Origin of the sequence: Pseudomonas aeruginosa (assembly GCF_001457615.1) — a bacterium.
GTDB lineage: Bacteria > Pseudomonadota > Gammaproteobacteria > Pseudomonadales > Pseudomonadaceae > Pseudomonas > Pseudomonas aeruginosa.
Genome location: NZ_LN831024.1, coordinates 5,326,233 through 5,347,324, shown reverse-complemented (window position 1 = coordinate 5,347,324; position 21,092 = coordinate 5,326,233). Strand labels below are relative to the sequence as shown.

Genomic DNA, 21,092 nt, shown 5'->3' with positions numbered 1-21,092 from the left:
GCAAGGCATGCGGATGGCCGCATAGTCTGCGCGGATTCTAGCATTGGATGGGGAAATGGTGTAAGGCGAAGGAAAAACGGGGAAAACGGAGGGAGGGGGTGAAGCTACTGGGGGAGCCGAAGCTCCCCCCCAAGTAGGTGCGTGCTTTGTTTTTATTATGATTTCGGGCTTGTTGTTTTTGTTTGTCGACCCGTCCCTTGAGCCAGTCGCTTCAGGGATATCTCCCAGGCTGGGAGTTCAATAGCAAACGGATTGCTTTGGTCGCTGATGCTGCCATGATCGTCGAGCGATCCAACCAGTCTGTGCGCTGCCTCAAGGCAGTTTTATTCTTCTTCCGACTGGCTGCGGGACGGGTCCCGACAGCAACTCCTCTCCAAAAGAATCAGTTAGCTGCGCCTCCGCGATTTTGTTTTTGTTGTGCTGGAGTCGTTACGTGTTGTTTTTATTGTCTTCGTCGTTGCTTGTTATTGTTGTTGTGCCAATACATAAGCAGATGCCGTGCCAGTTTTTCGAAACCCAGTAAAATCAAGGGGTTGAGGTTTTCGGTGGGTCGGCGGAGGGCACAAAAAAACCGGGTTCCCGTTACCGATGAACCCGGTTTCTGTTACGCGGTACGTCCGCGGTAACAGGTTGCAGGGTGTTACGAGTCGGCCGAGGCCCCTGATTTACGCCGCGGAATGCCCAGGCGCTGGCGGCGTTCCCACAGGCATTTGCGGCTGATGCCCAGCTTGCGGGCCAGCTCGGTCTCGGTCATGTGGTCCTGGTGCTCGAGGACGAAGTGCTGGAAGTAGTCTTCCAGCGAAAGGTCCTCGGTGGGCTCGTGGTTGCTGGCCGCGGCGCCCGCCGGGCCGAGGCCGAGGTCGGCGGCGAAGTCGTCCTCGAGGTCGTCCAGCTCGATGTCGATACCCAGCAGGTCGGCGTGGATTTCCTGGCTCTCGCTGAGGATCACCGCCCGCTCGATGGCGTTTTCCAGTTCGCGCACGTTGCCCGGCCATGGGTAATGGCGGATCGCCTGTTCGGCGTCGTGGGCGAAGCTGAGCGGCGCGCGCCCCATCCGGGTGCACTGGCGAGCCAGAAAGGCGCGGGCGATCTCCATCACGTCGTTGCCACGCTCGCGCAGGGCGGGCAGCTTCAGCGAGATCACATGCAGGCGGTAATAGAGGTCTTCGCGGAATTGCCCGGTCTTGGCCAGGGTTTTCAGGTCGCGGTGGGTGGCGGCGATCAGGCGCACGTCGACCTTCTGCGATTGCACCGAGCCGACCCGGCGGATCTCGCCTTCCTGCAATACGCGCAGCAGGCGGGCCTGGGCCTCCAGCGGCAGTTCGCCGATCTCGTCGAGGAACAGGGTGCCGCCGTCGGCCGCTTCGACCAGCCCGGCGCGCCCGGCGCTGGCACCGGTGAAGGCGCCTTTTTCATGGCCGAACAGCTCGGATTCGATCAGGGTTTCCGGAATCGCCGCACAGTTCACCGAGATCAGCGGCGCCTTGGCGCGCTTCGACAGGTTGTGCAGGGCGCGGGCGACCAGTTCCTTGCCGGTGCCGGACTCGCCCTGGATCAGTACCGTGGAGTCGGTCGGCGCGACCTTGCGAATCTTGCTGTACAGCTCTTGCATCGGCGCACAGGAGCCGATGATGCCTATCTCGCCGTCGGCTGCCGCCGGGCTGGCGCCGCGCTCGCCGCCGGCCTTGCCGCCGTTGGCGGAGACCGGGGCCGCGCTGCGGTTCTCCTGGCGGTCCTTGAGGATGCGCGCCACGGCCTGGAGCATTTCGTCGTGGTCGAAAGGCTTGGCGATGTAGTCCACCGCGCCCATCTTCATCGAATCCACCGCCGAACGCAGGCTGGCGTAGCTGGTCATGATCAGCACCGGAATGCCTTCGGCGAGCTTGATCAGTTCGGTGCCGGGGGCGCCCGGCAGGCGCAGGTCGCTGACCACCATGTCGAAGGAGGGGATGGTGTAGCGCTCCTGGGCTTCCTGCACCGAGCCGGCTTCGCTGACCTGGTACTGGTTGCGCTCCAGCAGGCGTCGCAATGCAGATCGGATAATGGTTTCGTCTTCGACGATCAGAATATGTGCCATGTATTCAGCTCTCTCGACGTGCTCGTCTACAGCTCGGCCGTCGGGCCAGGGTGCCGCGGCAGGGTCACGCGGAAGCGGGTGCCGCCTTCTCGCTGGTGATCCGTCGGGCTCTCGATGGTTATCTGTCCATAATGCTCTTCCACGATCGAATAGACCAGTGCGAGGCCGAGCCCGGTCCCCTTGCCGGGGTCCTTGGTGGTGAAGAACGGTTCGAACAACTGGTCCATGATCGCCTTCGGAATGCCGCTGCCCTCGTCCTCGACGACCAGGTCCACGGTATGTTCCGAGGCTTCGCTGCGGACCCGGATCGCGCCGCCCGGCGGGCTGGCGTCGCGAGCATTGGAGAGCAGGTTGATCAGCACCTGGGCCAGGCGCTGCGAGTCTCCCTCGACCCAGTGCGCCGGATCGCAGAGGTTGAAGAACTCTACTTCGACGCTACGCCGGTTCAGCGACAGCAGTCCGATGGCCTCCTGGGCGACTTCGCTCAGGCACACCGGTTCCAGGGCCTGCAGGTGGCTGCCGGAGTGGGCGAAGCTCATCAACGACTGGACGATGCGCGATACGCGCTTGGTCTGGTCGAGGATCTGCTCGCTGATTTCGGTCAGCTCGCCGTCGCCTTCGCGTTCCTCGCGCAGGTTCTGCGCCAGGCAGGCGATGCCGGTGATCGGATTGCCGATCTCGTGGGCCACCCCGGCGGCAAGGCGGCCGATGGAAGCCAGGCGCTCGGAGTGGACCAGCTTGTCTTCCAACAGTTGGGTTTCGGTGAGGTCTTCCACCAGTAGCACCAGGCCGCTGTTGCCCGGCGCCAGGGGTTCCTCGATGGCCGCCTTGTGCAGGTTCAGCCAGCGGGTGTGGCCGTCGTAGACCAGGCGCTGCTTGTGCAGGTGCTCGTCGGGGGCGTCGATGAAACGTTCCAGCAGGCCCTTCCAGGGTTCGGGCAAGGCCGACAGGCGCGAACCGACGACCTTCTGCGCGCCGACCCCGGTGAGTTCCTCGATGGCGCGGTTCCACATCAGCACTTCCTGGTCCTTGGCCAGGGAGCAGACGCCCATCGGCAGGTTTTGCAGGGTCTGCCGGTGGTAGCGGCGCAAGGTGTCGAGTTCGGCAGCCAGGCCAGTCAGCCGGGAGTGATAGTCCTCCAGGCGGCTCTCGATGAAGTGGATGTCCTCGGTGACGTAGCTTTCTTCGCTGGTCTTGTAGGGAAGGAAGGTCTCCACGATGTCCTGGGCGACACTGGGTCCCATCAGCCCGGAAAGGTTCGCCTCGATGCGGTCGCGCAAGCGACGCAGGGCATAGGGGCGACGTTCGTCGAAGGGCAGGTGGAGATCGCGCAGGGCCTGCTCGACCTCCTTCTGCGCGGTCTTGGCGCCCAGCGGCTTGGCCAACTGGCTGGCGAACTCCTGCGGCGAACCGGCGAACAGTTCGCGGCGTTGCGGACGGCGTACGTTGTCCACCGCGCAGGCCTCGGCGGCGCCTTTTTCCTCGTCGCTGGCCTCGGTGAACAGCGACACCAGGGTGAATACCAGCACGTTGGCCGCCAGCGAGGACAGCGCCGCCAGGTGCCAGTTCGAATCGTCCAGCACGTAGATCACGTCGAACAGCGGCAGGTACAGGCCCTGTACGTTCCCCATCAGGGGCAGCAGCATGGTGATCGCCCAGACCAGCATGCCGGCGATCAGCCCGGAGATGAAGCCACGGCGGTTGGCGGTCGGCCAGTACAGCACCGAGAGGGCGCCGGGAAGGAATTGCAGGGTGGCGACGAAGGACACTATGCCCAGGTTGGAGAGGTCCTGTTCGGCGCCCAGCAGCAGGTAGAAGGCGTAGCTGGCCATGATGATGGCGACGATCAGCAGGCGCCGGGTCCATTTCAGCCAGCGGTAGATGTTGCCCTGCGCCGGCGGCTGGTAGAGCGGCAGCACCAGGTGGTTGAGGACCATTCCCGAGAGCGCCAGGGTCATCACGATGGTCAGCCCGCTGGCGGCGGAGATGCCGCCGATGAAGGCGGCCAGGGCCAGGGCCGGGCTGTCCACCGCCAGGCCGAGGCCGATGGTGTAGTACTCCGGTGTGGTCGAGGCGCCGAGGCGCAGCCCGGCCCAGAGGATCGGCGGTACCGCAAGGCTCATCAGCAGCAGGAACAGCGGCAGGCCCCAGCTGGCGGAAATCAGCGCGCGCGGGTTGAGGTTCTCGGTGAAGATCATGTGGAACATGTGCGGCATCACGATGGCCGCGGCGAAGAACACCAGCAGCAGCGTTCGCCATGGACCCTCGGCCAGCGGCGTGTGCAGGGTGGTCAGCGCGGTCTGGTTCTGCAGCAGCCAGACTTCCAGGCCTTCCGGCCCGCCGAAGACGCCGTACAGGGCGTAGAGGCCGATACTGCCGAGCATCACCAGCTTGACCAGCGACTCGAAGGCGATGGCGAACACCAGTCCCTCGTGGCGTTCGCGGGTGGCGATGTGGCGAGCGCCGAAGAGGATCGCGAACAGGGTGATCAGGGTGCAGAAGACGAACGCGACCCGCTCCTGGGCCGGGTCGCGGGTGAGAATGCTGATCGAATCGGTGACCGCCTGGATCTGCAGGGCCAGCATCGGCAGCACGCCGATCAGCATGAACAGCGTGGTCAGGGCGCCGGCCCAGGTACTGCGGAAACGGAAGGCGAAGAGGTCGGCCAGCGAGGACAGTTGGTAGGCGCGTGTCACCCGGAGGATCGGATAGAGCAGCACCGGGGCGAGCAGGAAGGCCCCGGAAATCCCCAGGTAGATGGCGAGGAACCCATAGCCGTACTGGTAGGCCAGGCCTACCGTGCCGTAGAACGCCCAGGCACTGGCGTAGACGCCCAGCGACAGGGTGTAGACCAGCGGATGGCGTACCAGCCGGCGCGGCACGTAGCCGCGCTCGGTGATCCAGGCGATGCCGAAGAGGGTGGAGAGGTAGGCGACGCTGATCAGGATCAGCTGGGTCAGGCTAAAGCTCGTCAGCATCGCGCTGGCTCTGCAGGATGAAAGTGACCACGATGAGGATCAGCCACAGCAGGTACGGGCGGTACCAGGCGCCGTTGGGGTCGATCCACCAGTCCATGATGGCGGGGGAAAAGAGATAGATGCCCACGACCAGGAGCAGGACCAGTCGGTAGATGTACATGCCGCTTCCCTCATGCTTGGGCCGGCAGGCTACAGGCTGCGGGTGGGTGCCGGCAAGCCGCCGGGCGGGCTACAGGCGTTCCTCGGGAAGGGTAGCGCAGCGCGGGATGCGCGTGGCGTCCCAGTGCGCGACGCCCCAGGCCAGCACCTCGCTGGCGCTGGCCTGGGCCAGTTCGGCCGGCGGCCGCTGGCCGAGCGCGCGCAGGGCGCGGGTCAGCGGCGCGGCGGCCTGCTCGGCGGGTAGTGGCGGGGAGCGGTAGGACTTGCCGAGCTTGTGCCCGTCCGGCTGGACGATCAGCGGCACGTGCAGGTAGCGCGGCTGGCTCAACCCCAGCAATTCCTGGAGGTAAAGCTGGCGCGGGGTCGAGTCGAGCAGGTCGGCGCCGCGGACGATGTCGGTGATGCCCTGCCAGGCGTCGTCCAGCACCACCGCCAGTTGGTAGGCGTAGAAGCCATCGCGGCGCTGGATGACGAAATCGCCGACCTCGCGGCCGAGATGCTGGCGGACTTCGCCCTGCACGCGGTCGACGAAGCGATATTCCAGCTCCGGCACGCGCAGGCGGATCGCCGCATCCTCGCGGGCGTGCCCGGCGTCGCGGCAGAAGCCCGGGTAGATCCTGGCGAATCCCTCAAGCTGCTTGCGCGAGCAAGTGCAGGCGTAGGCCAGGCCGCTGCGCAGCAGTTGCTCGACCACTGCGGCGTAGGCCGGGAAGCGTTCGCTCTGCCGCTCCACCGCGCCGTCCCATTCGAAGCCGTAGCGCTCCAGGGTTTCCAGGATCGCCTGCTGGGCGCCCGGGACTTCGCGGGGCGGGTCGAGGTCCTCCATGCGCACCAGCCAGCGGCCGCCGACGGCACGCGCGTCCAGGTAGGAGGCGACGGCCGCCACCAGGGAACCGAAGTGCAGGTAGCCGCTGGGCGTCGGGGCGAAGCGGCCTACATAGGAAGAGGTCATGGCGCGGGCGGTGCGGCGGGGAACGGCGGAAACGAAACGGGGCGCCTTGGCGCCCCGTCGGTCCGGCTCAGGAGCCGAGTTGCTTCTCGCGGATTTCCGCGAGGGTCTTGCAGTCGATGCAGAGGGTCGCGGTGGGGCGCGCCTCCAGGCGACGGATGCCGATCTCGACGCCGCAGGAGTCGCACCAGCCGTACTCTTCGTCTTCGATTAGTTGCAGGGTCTCGTCGATCTTCTTGATCAGCTTGCGCTCGCGGTCGCGGGCGCGCAGTTCCAGGCTGAATTCTTCTTCCTGGCTGGCGCGGTCGGCCGGATCGGGGAAGTTGGCCGCTTCGTCCTGCATGTGATGCACGGTACGGTCGACCTCTTCCATCAGCTCCTGTTTCCATTTGTTCAGGATCGCGGTGAAGTGCGCGCGCATGCGCTCGCTCATGTACTCCTCGCCCTTGGTTTCCTGATAGGGTTCGAAGCCGCGGGTCATCTGCTGGCTGCTCTGTTGTTTTGCTTTGGTGGACATGAATGGCCGCCTCTCACTTTCGCTAATCCTGTCCGCGGCAGGGTTCCCTCGCCGGCTCTCCGGCCCCGCGGTCGCAAGCGGGCGAACTTACCAGAACGATAACCTTGGCGCTACTCCCGGTTGTCGAGGCTGGTGTCGCCCGCGTAATGGCTTGGTTAGAATCGGTTTTTCCTCGCAAAGTTCGGAATATCCATGGCTACCTCCTATAGCGCGCGCAGTCGGGCCATCGAGCCTTTCCATGTCATGGCCCTGCTGGCGCGGGCCAACGAGTTGCAGGCCGCCGGCCACGATGTGATCCACCTGGAGATCGGCGAGCCGGACTTCACCACGGCCAAGCCGATCGTCGAGGCCGGGCGCGCCGCCCTGGCCGCCGGGCATACCCGCTACACCGCCGCCCGCGGCCTGCCGGCGCTGCGCGAGGCGATCGCGAAATTCTACGGCGAACGCTACGGGGTCGACCTCGACCCACAGCGCGTGCTGGTCACTCCGGGCGGTTCCGGAGCCCTGCTGCTGGCCAGCAGCTTGCTGGTCGACCCCGGCCGCCACTGGTTGCTCGCCGACCCGGGCTACCCGTGCAACAGGCATTTCCTGCGCCTGGTGGAAGGCGCCGCGCAACTGGTGCCGGTGGGGCCGGACAGCCGTTACCAACTGACACCGGATCTCATCGAGCGGCACTGGGATTCAGACAGTGTAGGCGCTCTGGTGGCGACGCCGGCGAATCCGACCGGGACCCTGCTCGATCGCGACGAACTGGCCGGCCTGTCGGGCGCCTTGAAGGCCCGCGGCGGGCACCTGGTGGTGGACGAGATCTATCACGGCCTGACCTATGGCGTGGACGCCACGTCGGTGCTGGAAGTCGACGACGACGCTTTCGTCCTGAATAGTTTTTCCAAGTATTTCGGCATGACCGGCTGGCGCCTGGGCTGGCTGGTGGCGCCGGCAGCGGCGGTACCTGAGCTGGAGAAGCTGGCGCAGAACCTCTACATCAGCGCGCCGAGCATGGCCCAGCAGGCCGCGCTGGCCTGTTTCGAGCCGACCACCATCGCCATTCTCGAAGAGCGTCGCGAAGAGTTCGCCCGCCGTCGCGACTTCCTCCTGCCGGCCCTGCGCGAGCTGGGTTTCGGAATCGCCGTGGAGCCGGAAGGCGCCTTCTATCTCTACGCCGATATCAGTGCGTTCGGCGGCGATGCCTACGCCTTCTGCAAGCACTTCATCGAGACCGAGCACGTGGCCTTCACTCCGGGGCTGGATTTCGGCCGCCACCAGGCCGGCCACCACGTGCGTTTCGCCTATACCCAGAACCTGCCGCGCCTGCAGGAAGCGGTGGAGCGGATCGCCCGCGGCCTGAAGAACTGGCGGCCCTGATGCGTTTCGAGCAGCCACTGGAAGAAGGCCGCCTGCTGCGTCGCTACAAGCGTTTCCTCGCCGATATCGAGAGCGCCGGCGGCGAGCGCCTGACTATCCACTGTCCGAATACCGGTTCGATGCTCAATTGCATGAGCGAAGGTTGCCGGGTCTGGTTCAGCCGCTCCAACGACCCCAAGCGCAAGCTGCCGGGGACCTGGGAGCTGAGCGAGACTCCGCAGGGCCGCCTGGCCTGCGTCAACACGGCGCGGGCCAACCGCCTGGTAGAGGAGGCGCTGCTGGCCGGGGACATCGCGGAGCTTGCCGGTTTCACCGCTCTGCGCCGGGAAGTGGCCTACGGCGTGGAGAACAGTCGCGCCGACTTTCGCCTGGAATACCCCACGGGCGCACTGTTCATCGAGGTGAAGAGCGTCACCCTGGGCTTCGACGAAACCGCTGTGGCGGCCTTTCCCGACGCGGTGACGCTGCGCGGCGCCAAGCACCTGCGCGAACTGGCGGCGCTGGCGCGGGAGGGGATCCGCGCGGTGCAGCTGTACTGCGTGAACCTTTCCGGGGTCGAGGCGGTGCGCCCCGCCGACGAGATCGATCCAGCCTATGGCAAGGCGTTGCGCGAGGCGGCGCAAGCGGGCGTCGAGGTGCTGGCCTATGGCGCCGAGGTGACGACGGAAGGATTGCACCTGGCGCGGCGCCTCCCGGTGCGACTCTGAGGCACGGCCGCGCCGTGGGGCGCGGCCACTCTCAGCGGCGTTCGAGCAGGACGCCGCTTTCCATGTGGTGGGTGTAGGGGAACTGGTCGAACAGCGCGCAGCGGCTGATCCGGTGCGTGTCGTGCAGTTGGGCGATGTTCTGCGCCAGGGTTTCCGGGTTGCACGAAATGTACAGGATGCGCTCGAAGCGTCGGGCCAGCTCGCAGGTGTCCGGATCCATGCCGGCTCGTGGCGGATCGACGAAGACACTGCCGAAGGCGTAGCTCTTCAGGTCGATGTCGGCCAGGCGGCGGAACGGGCGAACCTCGTTCAGCGCCTGGGTCAGCTCTTCGGCCGACAGGCGCACCAGGCTGACGTTGTCCACCGCGTTGTCGGCCAGGTTGGCCAGCGCCGCATTGACCGAGGACTTGCTGATCTCGGTGGCCAGCACCTTGCGTACCCGGGTGGCCAGGGGCAGGGTGAAGTTGCCGTTGCCGCAGTACAGTTCGAGCAGGTCGTCGTCGCGCTGGCCGAGCGCCTCGTAGGCCCAGCCGAGCATCTTCTGGTTGACCTCGCCGTTGGGCTGGGTGAAAGCCCCCTCGGGCTGGCGGTAGCGGAAGCGCCGGCCGGCGACCGACAGTTCCTCCTCCACATAGTCGCGTCCGACGACGATGCGCTTGCCGCGCGAACGCCCCACCAGGTTCACGCCCAGTTCCGCCGCGAGCTTTTCCGCTGCCTGTCGCCAGGCGTCGTCGATCGGCCGGTGGTAGCAGAGGGTGATCAGCGCGTCGCCGGCCAGGGTGGTGAGAAACTCCACCTGGAACAGCTTGAAGCCCAGCGCCGGGTCGGCCCAGGCCGCCTTCAGGCGCGGCATCAGTTCGTTGATGCGGCGGCTGGCGATGGGGAAATCCTCGATCAGGATCGGCGTGTGCTTGTCGCCCTGCTCGAACATCGCGTAGTGACGCTTCTCGTTGCCGGTTTCCCGCCACAGGCGGAATTCGGCGCGCAGCCGGTAATGTTCGCGCGGCGACTCGAAGACCTCCGGCGCGGGTGCCGCGAACGGGGCCAGCAATCCGGCGAGGCGGGACTTCTTGTCTTCCAGTTGCGCGGCGTAGGCGCTGGGGTCGAACTGTGGACGGCTCATGCGTTGAAGAAGCCCAGCTTGATCACGAACAGCACGGAGAGGATCACCAGCGCCGGGTTCAGTTCGCGCCAGCGCCCGGACAGCACCTTGATCGCGGTCCAGGAAATGAAGCCGAAGGCGATGCCGGTAGCGATCGAATAGGTGAACGGCATGGCCAGCGCGGTGACGACCACCGGCGCGGCGACGGTGATGTCTTCCCAGTCGATCTCTGCCAGGCCCGAGGCCATCAGTACGGCGACGAAGAGCAGCGCCGGGGCGGTGGCGAAGGCCGGTACGCTGCCGGCCAGCGGGGCGAAGAACAGCGCGAGAAGGAACAGGATGGCGACGACGATGGCGGTCAGGCCGGTGCGGCCGCCGGCGCTGACGCCCGCGGCGGACTCGATGTAGCTGGTGGTGGTCGAGGTGCCCAGCAGCGAGCCGCCCATGGCGGCGGTACTGTCGGCGATCAGCGCGCGGCCCATCTTCGGCATGTGGCCGTCCTTGCCCATCAGTCCGGCGCGCTTGGCGACGCCGATCAGGGTGCCGGAGTTGTCGAACAGGTCGACGAAGAGGAAGGCGAAGATCACGCTGACCAGACCGATGTCCAGCGCGCCCTTGATGTCCAGTTGGAGGAAGGTCGGCGCCAGCGACGGCGGCATCGAGACCACGCCGCCGAACTGGGTCACGCCGAGCAGGATGGCGATGGCGGTGACCACCAGGATACCGATCAGCACCGCGCCGGTGACGCTACGCGCCTCCAGGGCGACGATCAGGATGAAGCCGAGGGTGGCGAGGATCGGCGCCGGCTTGGTCAGGTCGCCCATGCCGATCAGGGTTGCCGGGTTGTCCACCACGATGCCGGCGTTCTGCAGGGCGATCAGTGCGAGGAACAGGCCGATGCCGGCGGCGATCGCCGAGCGCAGCGGCAGGGGGATGCTGTTGATGATCCATTCGCGGATGCGGAAGATCGACAGCAGGAAGAACATGGTGGCGGAAATGAACACTGCGCCCAGCGCGACCTGCCAGCTGTGGCCCATGTGCAGCACCACGGTGTAGGTGAAGAAGGCGTTGAGGCCCATGCCGGGGGCCAGGGCGATCGGGTAGTTGGCGATCAGGCCCATGATGGTCGAGCCGATGGCCGCTGCCAGGCAGGTGGCGACGAACACCGCGCCCTTGTCCATGCCGGTCTCGCCGAGGATGCTCGGGTTGACGAAGAGGATGTAGGCCATGGTCAGGAAGGTGGTGATCCCCGCCAGGATCTCGGTGCGCACCGTGGTGTTGTGCGCCTTTAGTTGAAACAGCTTTTCCAGCATGTTGGATTCCCCTGAATGTGCTCTGCAACGATCCCCATGGCGCCAGCAGAAGTGGCCGGCCGCGGAGCCGGCCGCCGACCAGGGAAAACCGAATTTCCGCGTGGCGGGCGTTGCATCGCTGTCTCGTCGGCGCGGTATCGCGAACGATCCCGGCAGACGGCTGAGTCCCGAAAATGCGCGAGCCGCATGAAACGACCCACGCACGCCAGGGGCCTCGCGGCGGCCTGCGTGGGGTTCATACGGCTCGAAAAGGCGCGCATCATACCAGTTCGCGGGAGAGGGGTGAATTTCCGCCAGTCTAGTCGATCGTCGCCTCGCGGAAGGGCCTGCTCGCCCGCCCGGCGCGGTCGGCGTTAACATAGGCGTTGGCGTCCGGACGGACGCTCCGCCCAGGTTTTCTGCAGTACCTCATCATGAAACGCTCGAAACTCGCACTCCTTCCGCTGGGCCTGGCGCTGCTGCTGGCCGCCTGCGCCAGCGATCCGCTGCCGATCCCGCAGCACAGCTTCGGGGTCTATGCCACCGCCAGTACGCCTTCCGCGGCGTTCCGCACCCTGGCCGACCCGCAGGGCAAGGCCATGCTGGTGGCGCTGAAGCCCAGCCTGACCCAGGCTGACGTACTCCGCGCCGAGGTCCTGTACGACCAGAACGGTCGACCCGGCGTCGAAGTCACCTTCACCGAACCGGCCGCCCGCCGCCTGGCCGCGCTGACCGGCGAGGCCCGGGGGCGCACTCTCGCGGTACTGGTGGACGGGCGCCTGCGCCTGGCGCCGCGGGTGCGCGAGCCGATCCGCAACGGCAAGGTCTATCTCGACGGGTTGGCTTCGGTCTACGAGGCCAGGGAACTGGCCGATCAGTTGAATGCGCTGGGAAGCCAGCCGGGGCGCTAAGCGCCCGGCTGGCGGCGAGGCTCAGAGCGTCTGGGCCTTGAAGGTATCGCAACTGGCCGGCGAGCCGCTCTCGAAGCCGGTCTTGAACCAGCGCATGCGTTGCGCCGAGGAGCCATGGGTGAAGGAATCCGGCACCACCATGCCGCGGCCCTGGCGTTGCAGGCGATCGTCGCCGATGGCGTTGGCGGCGTTCAGGGCTTCCTCGATGTCGCCCGGCTCCAGCCAGTTCAGCCGCTGCTGTGCACGGTTGGCCCAGACCCCGGCGAAGCAGTCCGCCTGCAGTTCCTGGCGTACCGACAGGCCGTTGGCGCCCTCCATGCGCGCGCCGCGCTGGCGGGCTGCGTTGATCTTGGCCGAGATGCCCATCAGGTTCTGCACGTGGTGGCCGACCTCGTGGGCGATCACATAGGCCTGGGCGAAGTCGCCGGCGGCGGAGAAGCGCTGTTCCATCTCGCGGAAGAACTCCAGGTCGAGGTAGACCCGGCGGTCGGCCGGACAGTAGAACGGCCCGGTGGCCGACGAGGCGAAGCCGCAGGCGGAATTCACCCCATTGCTGAACAGCACCAGCTTGGGCTGTTGGTATTGTGCCTGGCCGCTGGCGAAGATCTGTTCCCAGGTGTCCTCGGTGTCGCCGAGGATCGAGCGGACGAACTCGCTCTGCTCGTCATTGGCCGCCGGGCCCGACCGCCGGCCTGCTGCTGGGTGGCCGGCGCCGGGCTGTCCATCTGGCCGAGCAGCGACCCGAGGATCTGCATCGGGTCCTGGCCCATCAGCAGGCCGACCACCACCACGATGGCCACCCCACCCAGGCTGAGGCCCTTGCCGCCGATGCGCATGCCGCCACCGCCGCCTGCGCCTCCTTCGCCCCGGGCATCAATCACGTTGTCACTGCGTCGTCCTTTGCGCCAGAGCATGGCGGTTCTCCTGTACGTTTCGCTTCTTCAGTGTTGTCGTCGTCCGCCGCCAGCGCCACCCCGACCGTCAGGCCGAGGTCAGCAGCTCGGCGCGGGCGAGCAGTTGGACGTGGCCGCCGACCCTTACGCTACCGTCTGTCGCGACCTGGACGTCGAGTCGGCTCGGCCGGTCGAGGAAGCGTCCCTGGTGCAGGACGAAGGGTTCGCCGCGCGCGGCAAGCCCGTATTCCACCAGGTAGGCGGCGACCGGACCGGCAGCGCTGCCGGTAGCCACGTCTTCCACCAGCCCCAGGTTGTCCCAGGTGCGGCCCTCGCGCCCGTCGACGTCGAGCAGATAGACAAACGCCGCGCCGAGTTTATCCAGGGCTTCTTGCAAATCGTTGACCTGACGGGCTCGACCCAGTGCCTCGGCGGTCACCGGCAGGAGCAGGTAGGGCAGGCCGGTGCTCACCACCCGCGGCGGATGCCCGGACAGGTCGTTGGCCGATAGCGAGAAGGCTTCGGCGAACCAGCGGCAGGTCCCGGCGTCCGGGGTGGCGCCGAATTCGGCGCGGCCCTGGTCCATCTCGGCGTAGAAACCGCTGCCCGCCCGCACGCTGCGCAGGGCCACCGACTTGCTGGCCAGGTGCAGCGTCCAGTGCTGTTCGTTGTCGCCGCCGCGCAGGTGATGGAGCAGGGCGGCGGCGCCGAGCAGCGGGTGGCCCGCGAACGGCAGTTCTTCCTCCAGGGTGAAGATCCGTGCGCGGAAGGCCCGTGGGTCGTTGCCCGGCAGCAGGAAGATCGACTCGAACTGGCGCAGTTCGCGGGTCCAGGCCTGCATGGCGGCGTCATCGAGGGCGCTGGCGTCGTCGAATACGGCCAGACCGTTGCCGGTGAGCGGACGCTCGGCGAACACATCGAGTTGCCAGTAGCGTCGGGACATGGGCCTTTTCCTGTGAAATGGAATGAAAAACGCGAGGGGGGACTCGACAAGCAGCCTATCGGCCTTTATGTTCGCCGACAAGAAAGCGCCTGGCTTGCGCTTTCCAGGCCGCCGCAGCGGTCGGCGTCGCTCGGACGGTTCCGGGCGCTTACGTTACTCCGAGGACAGCATGGCTGAATCACGCCCTGCGCGCCGTTTCGCGCGCATCGACCGCCTTCCCCCCTACGTTTTCAATATCACCGCCGAACTGAAGATGGCCGCTCGTCGCCGTGGCGAGGACATCATCGACCTGAGCATGGGCAATCCCGACGGGCCGACCCCGCCGCATATCGTCGAGAAGCTCTGCACCGTCGCCCAGCGCGAAGACACCCATGGCTACTCCACCTCGCGTGGCATCCCGCGCCTGCGCCGGGCCATCTCGCACTGGTACCGTGACCGCTACGACGTGCAGATCGACCCGGAAAGCGAAGCCATCGTCACCATCGGCTCCAAGGAAGGCCTGGCGCACCTGATGCTGGCGACCCTCGACCATGGCGACACCATCCTCGTGCCCAACCCGAGCTATCCGATCCACATCTACGGTGCGGTGATCGCCGGCGCCCAGGTGCGCTCGGTGCCGCTGGTGCCGGGCATCGATTTCTTCAACGAGCTGGAACGGGCGATCCGCGAATCGATTCCCAAGCCGCGCATGATGATTCTCGGTTTCCCCTCCAACCCTACCGCGCAGTGCGTCGAGCTGGACTTCTTCGAGCGCGTGGTGGCGCTGGCCAAGCAGTACGACGTGATGGTCGTGCACGACCTGGCCTATGCAGACATCGTCTACGACGGCTGGAAAGCGCCGTCGATCATGCAGGTACCGGGTGCCAAGGATATCGCCGTGGAGTTCTTCACCCTGTCGAAGAGCTACAACATGGCCGGCTGGCGGATCGGCTTCATGGTCGGCAATCCCGAGCTGGTCTCGGCCCTGGCGCGGATCAAGAGCTACCACGACTACGGCACCTTCACGCCCCTGCAGGTGGCGGCCATTGCCGCTCTGGAAGGCGACCAGCAGTGCGTCCGCGATATCGCCCGGCAGTACCAGCAGCGCCGCGACGTCCTGGTGAAGGGGCTGCGCGAGGCCGGCTGGATGGTGGAGAACCCGAAGGCCTCGATGTACGTCTGGGCGAAGATCCCCGAGCCCTACGCGCATCTGGGCTCGCTGGAGTTCGCCAAGAAGCTGTTGCAGGACGCCAAGGTCTCGGTGTCGCCGGGGATCGGCTTCGGCGACTACGGCGACGATCATGTGCGTTTCGCCCTGATCGAGAACCGCGACCGCCTGCGCCAGGCGGTGCGCGGGATCAAGGCGATGTTCCGCGCCGACGGGCTGCTGTCGCCGCAGAGGAAGGTCGATAGCCTGGCGGAGTGATCCTCACGTCCTGCTACAAGGAAAAACGCCGTTTTCCCCAGGGAAAACGGCGTTTTCGTTAGCGTCCCGGGTACTCCGCCAGTACCGAGGCCTGGCCGCTCCTGGTCAGGCCGACGACCTGGTAGGCGTCCTGGCGGTCGTCCATTTCCATGCCCGGCGAGCCGACCGGCATGCCCGGTACGGCGGCGCCGACCAGGTCGGCGCGTTCGCGCAGCTTGAGGATGTCGGCTGCCGGCACGTGGCCTTCGACGAACTTGCCGTCGATCACTCCGGTATGACAGGAGCCCATGCTGTAGGGCACGCCGAGACGGCTCTTGACTGCGCTCATGTCTGCTTCCACATGGTCGGTGACCTTGAAACCGTTGGCTTCGAGGTGCTTGATCCAGTCCTTGCAGCAGCCGCAGTTGGCGTCGCGGTGGACGTCGATGGCCAGCGGTTCGGCGGCCTGGACCAGGGAACCGTGGAGCAGGGTGGCGGCCAGGACGGCCAGGGGTGCGAAGCGGCGCATGGGATTCTCCTTGCTGCGAGCGAATGCCGGGAGCATACCGCTGGCACCCGCCGCCACCCAGCCGGTGAGCTGTATCCACTTGTGACGAAGCGATGCGCTGCCCGCCGCGCCGGGTTGCCGTTGGGCAGGGACGGATTGTCGCAGCGAACTCGTCGGCGCGGTTTGGGTCTGCTGTCCTTAGGGTTGCCGGGGCGTTCGCCGCCGGTGTCGAACTGACCGCTGGGGCAACAGGCCCGAGGAGAAAGGGGATGCTCTTCGCCCGTTTGGTTTTGCTGGTTCAGGCGCTGGTATGGGGCGCGCTGGGAGTGCTGTACTGGGTGCGTCCCTACGAGATGGCCAATCTCAGTGGCATGCTGCTGATGGAGCCTTCGGCGGTCAGCGATGCGCGGGTGTTCTATGGCGGCCATCAGTTCGCCCTGGCGTTGTTCCTGCTGTTCGCCCTGCGCCGGGCTTCGCTGGTGCAGCCGGCGTTGATCCTGGTAGTGCTGCTGCAATCGATCCTGACCCTGTCGCGGCTATTGATTGCCTGGATCGAGGGCGGGATGGAGGCCGACGGCAACCTGTTCGGCCTGCTGTTCCGCGGCGCAATGGCTGCCCTGGGGATCGCCGCCCTGTGGTGGCTGCAACGGCGGCCGCCCCGGCTGTCGGCACCCGGCGAGAGCGCCGAGCGTCGCGAGGACGACTTCGACGGCCTGTGACATTCAAGGTTGACTGCGGCTCGGGAAGTCCTTCAGCAACTGCGCGACGCCGCGGTCGAACGCTTCCTGGGTCAGCGCCGGATCGTGCAGTTGGCGGCTCAGCACGCTTTCCAGAAGGACCCTGCCGTTGCTTTCGTCAAGGATGCGCAGCGCCAGCCTGGCCTCGGTGTCTTCGGTCAGTTGGGTCTGGGTGAAGACGCCATCCTGGGTGATCACCGGGCGCATTTCCAGGCCCGGCTGGCGTTGCAGGCCGAGGGCGTAGATCACCCGCAGGTCGCCGTGTTCCGCGTGGTAGCGATAGCCCTTGGCCTCCAGGGCGCGGCGCACGGCCGTATCGAAACGCTCCTCGAAGTCGATGCGGTGCCCCTCGGCGCGTACCGCCTGGATGAAGAAAGTCCGGTAATCCGCCGCTGTTACGCCAGGGGCGAGCCGTACGGGGCCCGGTTCATTGCGGCAGGCATAGAGCAGCAGGCCGAACAGGAGCAGCAGGACGAAGCGCAGGCTGAATCGGCGCATGGCGCGTTCCTTCCTCTTTTTTATCTTTGTGCCGCAAGCCTAGCCGTTGCCTCGCGGCTTGCCGCCCATCCCCCGTTGGGTCAGTCGTCCAGCTCCACCCAGAGGCCTTCGGCGTCTTCCCGGCAGGGCAGGGCGCGCAAGCGCTCGCCAGCGCAGGGGCCGGCGACGCACTCGCCGGACTCGATGAGGAACAGCGCGCCGTGGCTGGCGCAACGGATCAGGCTGGCGCTGTCGTCGAGGAAGGCATCGGGCTGCCACTCCAACGGGATGCCGCGATGCGGGCAGCGGTTCAGGTAGATGTAGGCGCGGCCGTCGCGACGCACCGCGAACAGCCGCCGCTCATCGACGAGGAAGCCGCGGCTGTTGCCTTCGGCGAGATGGGAAGAGGGACACAGGTGGATCATGGGCGCTCCGTTTGCCGGGATCATTATCCCTGATCCGGAGGACGGCTTTCACCTGTGGCATGGAAAGCGCCCGGCATGGCCAGGCGCTGGGTATGGGGGCACTTCCGTGTGCGAAGGGGTAACGGGTCAGATGTCCCAGACCAGGTTGACCGCGAAATTGCGGCCTGGCTGGGACAGTCGGTCGATGTTGGCCGGGGCCAGCGCCGAAGCCTCGCCGACGCTGTCGTAGCCGCGCACGTCATCCCACAGCCAGTATTTCTTGTCGGTCAGGTTGTAGAGACCGGCGTTGAGGGTCAGGTCCTTGCTCAGCCTGTAGTAGGCGCTGAGGTCGAGGACGCCGAAGCCCGGGGTCTTGAACTGGCTGGCGGTGCCATCCGGGGTGTGGAAGGTGCTGTCGTCGACGCGATCCTTGCGTTTGACCAGGGTCCAGCTGAGCAGCCCGCCGTAGTTGCCGTCTGCTTCGTCGTAGCCCAGGCCGAACACTCCGGTGAGTGGGTTGACGCTGTTGATCGGCTCGCCGTTGTCCTTGTTGCGACCGTAGGCGTAGGCCACGCTGCCCTGGGTGTAGAGCCCCTGCGGCGCGCCGAAGGCGCCCAGCTCCAGGCGGCCCTTGAGCTCGACGCCCTTGATCACCGCCCGCTCGATGTTGTTGGACTGGAAGGTCTGGCCGTTGCCGCCGGTGCTATCGGTATTCAGGGCGTCTTCGTCGATGAAGTCGCGATATTTGTTGTAGAACACCGCTACGCCGAAGCTGCCTTCGTCGAACTTGCCGCGCAACCCGGTCTCGAAGCTCTGGCTCTTTTCCGGCTTGAGGTTGGGGTTAGGCTCGATGTGGTAGCCCGCCTGCAGGTTCTCGAATCGACCGTACAGCGCCTTGGCGGTGGGCGTGCGGAAGCCCTGGGCGTATTGGCCGTACCAGGTGTAGTGCTGGGCGAAGTCGTAGGTCACGCCGAACTTGGGCGAAACCCGGTGCCATTTCTTGTCCGACTCGTCGACCGCGGTGTTCTGGCTCTGCTTCATGGTGCGCAGGAACTCGTCGGTGATGTGCGGCTCCATGCGCGTGTAGTCGTAACGCAGGCCGGGAGTGAAGGTCCAGTCGTTCCAGCTGATGCTGTCCTGGGCGAACAGGGCGTAGGTCTTCACCGTCGGATCGGGAAAGTCGCTGCTGCGTTCCAGGGCATCGCGCGGGCTGTCCGCGCCGGTGTCCAGGTTGGTGCCGGTGCCGCTGCGCATGCCGGTGACCTTCTGGTGCTTGAGATTGATCCCGTAGCTCAGCAGGTGCTCGGTCTCGCCGATGGCGAAGCTCTTGTCCAACTGGCTGTCGAAGACCCACAGGCGTTCCTTGTAGGTAGTGTCGCGGGTGCGCAGGACCTTGCGGGTGATCGGGTAGTAGAACTCGCGGGTCGCCTGGTCGGTCTTCGCCAACTGGTAGTTCAGGCTCCACTGGATGCGATCGGCGACCGGGCTGTCGAGCAGGAAATGGTGCTCCAGGCCGTAGCGCTCGCGAGTCAGGGTGTCGTTGCCCTTGCGCCACTGGTACATGCCGCCCGGCAGCATGCTCGGCGGGATGGCCGGCTTGCCCTTGTCGTACGGGCCGCCATAGGCGCTCTTCTGGTCGGTATCGACGTCGCTCTTGTACTTCTCGAAGACCAGCCCGAAGCGGCTGCCCTCGGCGTAGTTCCAGCCCAGCTTGCCGAGCAGGCTGTAGCTGTCGGCGTCTTCCGGGTTGGCTTCGCTGCGCGAGAGCCCGGTGCCGCCGTGGCCGCCGTTGGATTCGGTCTCGTGGCCCTGGCGGTAGCCATAATGCAGCAGGCCGTCGAAGTCGTCGGCGCGGCCGGCGACGGTGGCCGAGGTCAACCAGGAGTGGCTGGCCGACTCGTAGCCGGCCTTCAGCCGGGCGCCGACGTCCTTGCCGTCCTTGATGATGTCCGACGGGTCGAGGGTGAAGTAGCTCACCGCGCCGCCGATGGCGTTGCTGCCGTACAGCGCCGAGGCCGGGCCGCGAAGGATTTCCACGCGCTTTACGATGTCCGGATCGACGTAGTTGCGGTGGGTCTGCGCGTAGGGGCCGCTGAAGAAGTCGTTGGGCAGTTCGACCCCGTCGATCTGCGTAAGGATGCGGTTCCCGTCGATGCCGCGGATGTTGTAGCCGGTGATCCCGGCACGCTGGCCGGCGCCGCCGACCGAGACTCCCGGTTCGTAGCGCACCAGTTCCTTGATGTTGTTGACGTTCTGCCGGTCCAGTTGTTCGCGGGTCTGCACGCTGACGGTGCTTGGCACCGAATCCACTGCCTGCTCGGTACGGGTGGCGGTGATGGTGGTCGGGGTCAGCGGGACGGCGTTCCCCGCCAGGGCCAGGGAAGGGCTGAGCAACAGCAGGGCCAGGCAGGGGCGCAGGGCGAAGGGCGGGGAGAGCGGCATGTGGGACTCCTTGGGTCGGGCCGGTGGCGAATAGCCAGGGGGACGTCGGGCGCACAAGGTACTGCCAGAAAAACGCTAATGCAAATAATTATCAAATGGATTCAGATATGCGTTTTGTGGCAAAGTTCACCTGTTTTTGCGCGTAGCGCGACCGAACCGGATATGCCCGAGGAACCGTCGATGAGCAGCACTCCCAGCCTTTCCCATTCCCCTGCCGAGCTTTACCGCGCCTGGCAGGACCTGCGCGCCGAGCGACCGCAGCTACGCGCGCGCGACGCCGCCGCGCTGTTGCAGGTCAGCGAAGGCGAGCTGGTCGCCAGCCGGGTCGGCATCGATGCCGTGCGCCTGCGGCCGGACTGGGCCGCCTTGCTGCCGGCGCTCGGCGAACTGGGGCCGATCATGGCGCTGACCCGCAACGAGCATTGCGTCCACGAACGCAAGGGGCCGTATCGCGAAGTGACGGTCTCTGCCAATGGGCAGATGGGCCTGGTGGTCTCGCCGGATATCGACCTGCGCCTGTTCCTGGGGGGGTGGAACGCCGTCTTCGCCATTGCCGAGGAGACAGCGCGGGGTACCCAGCGCAGCATCCAGGTGTTCGACCAGCAGGGCGTGGCGGTGCACAAGGTGTTCCTTACCGAGGCCAGCGACGTCCGCGCCTGGGAACCGCTGGTCGAGCGCCTGCGGGCTGCCGAGCAGGAGGCCGTGCTGGCGCTGCACGAACCCCGCGCACCGGCTGCGGCGCTCGTCGATGCGCAGATCGATGCCGCCGCCTTGCGCGAAGGCTGGGCCGCGTTGAAGGACACCCATCATTTCCACGCCCTGCTGAAGAAGCATGGCGCGCAGCGCACCCAGGCGCTGCGCCTGGCTGGCGGCGAATGGGCCGAGCGCCTGGATAAGGGCGACCTGGCGAAACTCTTCGAAGCGGCGGCCGAAAGCGGATTGCCGATCATGGTGTTCGTCGGCAACGCCCACTGCATCCAGATCCATACCGGGCCTGTGTGCAACCTGAAGTGGCTGGACGACTGGTTCAACGTGCTCGATCCGGAATTCAACCTGCACCTGAAGACCACCGGCATCGCCGAGCTTTGGCGGGTGCGCAAGCCGAGCACCGATGGCATCGTAACCAGCTGGGAGGCCTTCGACGCCGACGGCGAACTGATCGTGCAACTGTTCGGCGCACGCAAGCCCGGCGAGCCCGAGCGCGACGACTGGCGCGAACTGGCCGAATCCTTCAAGGCGCTCTGAGG

General features: G+C 66.3%; 18 protein-coding genes and 1 pseudogene. 6 read left to right on the top strand and 13 right to left on the bottom strand.

Translation table 11 applies throughout. From position 1 onward, the window contains the following. Window positions 1-640: 640 nt before the first annotated feature. From cbrB to dksA, 5 genes are all read right to left on the bottom strand, one after another. Window positions 641-2,077, bottom strand: a complete 1,437-nt coding sequence (gene cbrB / locus AT700_RS24595; RefSeq protein ID WP_003095138.1) for a two-component system response regulator CbrB — start codon at window positions 2,075-2,077, stop codon at window positions 641-643. Between the two features lie 26 nt (window positions 2,078-2,103). Further along, window positions 2,104-5,055, bottom strand: a complete 2,952-nt coding sequence (gene cbrA / locus AT700_RS24590) for a two-component system sensor histidine kinase CbrA (RefSeq protein ID WP_058207842.1) — start codon at window positions 5,053-5,055, stop codon at window positions 2,104-2,106. Further along, window positions 5,039-5,215, bottom strand: coding sequence for a hypothetical protein (locus tag AT700_RS24585; RefSeq protein WP_003095129.1), 177 nt, complete (start codon window positions 5,213-5,215; stop codon window positions 5,039-5,041). The genes cbrA and AT700_RS24585 overlap by 17 nt, the downstream gene beginning before the upstream one ends. A gap of 69 nt (window positions 5,216-5,284) precedes the next feature. Continuing rightward, window positions 5,285-6,166 (bottom strand): tRNA glutamyl-Q(34) synthetase GluQRS, encoded by an 882-nt coding sequence (gene gluQRS, locus AT700_RS24580; protein WP_048521691.1) that lies wholly within the window; start codon window positions 6,164-6,166, stop codon window positions 5,285-5,287. Window positions 6,167-6,233: 67 nt separating this feature from the next. Next, window positions 6,234-6,680 carry an RNA polymerase-binding protein DksA gene (gene dksA / locus AT700_RS24575; RefSeq protein WP_003095122.1) on the bottom strand — a complete coding sequence of 149 codons (447 nt, stop codon included), beginning with the start codon at window positions 6,678-6,680 and terminating at the stop codon, window positions 6,234-6,236. Between the two features lie 192 nt (window positions 6,681-6,872). Between dksA and AT700_RS24570 the strand changes: the two genes are divergently transcribed. Both AT700_RS24570 and sfsA read left to right on the top strand, forming a co-directional pair. Continuing rightward, entirely contained in the window at window positions 6,873-8,045 is a 1,173-nt protein-coding gene (locus AT700_RS24570; RefSeq protein ID WP_023088604.1) for a pyridoxal phosphate-dependent aminotransferase, read from the top strand. Continuing rightward, window positions 8,045-8,752, top strand: a complete 708-nt coding sequence (gene sfsA, locus AT700_RS24565; RefSeq protein ID WP_003100180.1) for a DNA/RNA nuclease SfsA — start codon at window positions 8,045-8,047, stop codon at window positions 8,750-8,752. The genes AT700_RS24570 and sfsA overlap by 1 nt, the downstream gene beginning before the upstream one ends. Before the next feature lie 31 nt (window positions 8,753-8,783). Here sfsA and trmA read toward each other — a convergent pair whose 3' ends face one another. Together trmA and AT700_RS24555 are read right to left on the bottom strand one after the other, a co-directional pair. Further along, window positions 8,784-9,875 (bottom strand): tRNA (uridine(54)-C5)-methyltransferase TrmA, encoded by a 1,092-nt coding sequence (gene trmA, locus AT700_RS24560; RefSeq protein WP_003116071.1) that lies wholly within the window; start codon window positions 9,873-9,875, stop codon window positions 8,784-8,786. After that, window positions 9,872-11,167, bottom strand: a complete 1,296-nt coding sequence (locus AT700_RS24555; RefSeq protein ID WP_003095114.1) for an NCS2 family permease — start codon at window positions 11,165-11,167, stop codon at window positions 9,872-9,874. The genes trmA and AT700_RS24555 overlap by 4 nt, the downstream gene beginning before the upstream one ends. A 413-nt stretch (window positions 11,168-11,580) precedes the next feature. Between AT700_RS24555 and AT700_RS24550 the strand changes: the two genes are divergently transcribed. After that, window positions 11,581-12,057: a SecDF P1 head subdomain-containing protein gene (locus AT700_RS24550; protein ID WP_003100175.1), complete on the top strand. Its 477-nt coding sequence runs from the start codon at window positions 11,581-11,583 to the stop codon at window positions 12,055-12,057. Between the two features lie 21 nt (window positions 12,058-12,078). Here the strand turns inward: AT700_RS24550 and AT700_RS24545 are convergent. Next, a pseudogene (locus tag AT700_RS24545) lies at window positions 12,079-12,971 on the bottom strand (neutral zinc metallopeptidase). Between the two features lie 67 nt (window positions 12,972-13,038). Further along, window positions 13,039-13,893, bottom strand: coding sequence for a PhzF family phenazine biosynthesis protein (locus tag AT700_RS24540; protein WP_048521690.1), 855 nt, complete (start codon window positions 13,891-13,893; stop codon window positions 13,039-13,041). 169 nt (window positions 13,894-14,062) lie between these two features. Between AT700_RS24540 and alaC the strand changes: the two genes are divergently transcribed. Next, window positions 14,063-15,298 carry an alanine transaminase gene (gene alaC, locus AT700_RS24535; protein ID WP_003100170.1) on the top strand — a complete coding sequence of 412 codons (1,236 nt, stop codon included), beginning with the start codon at window positions 14,063-14,065 and terminating at the stop codon, window positions 15,296-15,298. Between the two features lie 58 nt (window positions 15,299-15,356). Here alaC and AT700_RS24530 read toward each other — a convergent pair whose 3' ends face one another. Then, window positions 15,357-15,806: a DUF411 domain-containing protein gene (locus AT700_RS24530; protein ID WP_023113424.1), complete on the bottom strand. Its 450-nt coding sequence runs from the start codon at window positions 15,804-15,806 to the stop codon at window positions 15,357-15,359. A 248-nt stretch (window positions 15,807-16,054) separates the two neighbouring features. Between AT700_RS24530 and AT700_RS24525 the strand changes: the two genes are divergently transcribed. Next, entirely contained in the window at window positions 16,055-16,504 is a 450-nt protein-coding gene (locus AT700_RS24525) for a DUF4345 family protein (protein WP_003095105.1), read from the top strand. Between the two features lie 3 nt (window positions 16,505-16,507). Here the strand turns inward: AT700_RS24525 and AT700_RS24520 are convergent, their stop codons facing one another. From AT700_RS24520 to phuR, 3 genes are all read right to left on the bottom strand, one after another. Beyond that, window positions 16,508-17,020 carry a DUF4136 domain-containing protein gene (locus AT700_RS24520; protein ID WP_003100166.1) on the bottom strand — a complete coding sequence of 171 codons (513 nt, stop codon included), beginning with the start codon at window positions 17,018-17,020 and terminating at the stop codon, window positions 16,508-16,510. Window positions 17,021-17,100: 80 nt separating this feature from the next. After that, window positions 17,101-17,448, bottom strand: a complete 348-nt coding sequence (locus AT700_RS24515; RefSeq protein WP_003121065.1) for a Rieske (2Fe-2S) protein — start codon at window positions 17,446-17,448, stop codon at window positions 17,101-17,103. Window positions 17,449-17,550: 102 nt separating this feature from the next. Beyond that, entirely contained in the window at window positions 17,551-19,845 is a 2,295-nt protein-coding gene (gene phuR, locus AT700_RS24510) for a heme/hemoglobin uptake receptor PhuR (protein WP_003095102.1), read from the bottom strand. A 180-nt stretch (window positions 19,846-20,025) separates the two neighbouring features. Between phuR and AT700_RS24505 the strand changes: the two genes are divergently transcribed. After that, a complete protein-coding gene (locus AT700_RS24505) occupies window positions 20,026-21,090 on the top strand; it encodes a hemin-degrading factor (protein WP_048521689.1) in 1,065 nt (354 codons plus the stop codon). Window positions 21,091-21,092 lie beyond the last annotated feature (2 nt).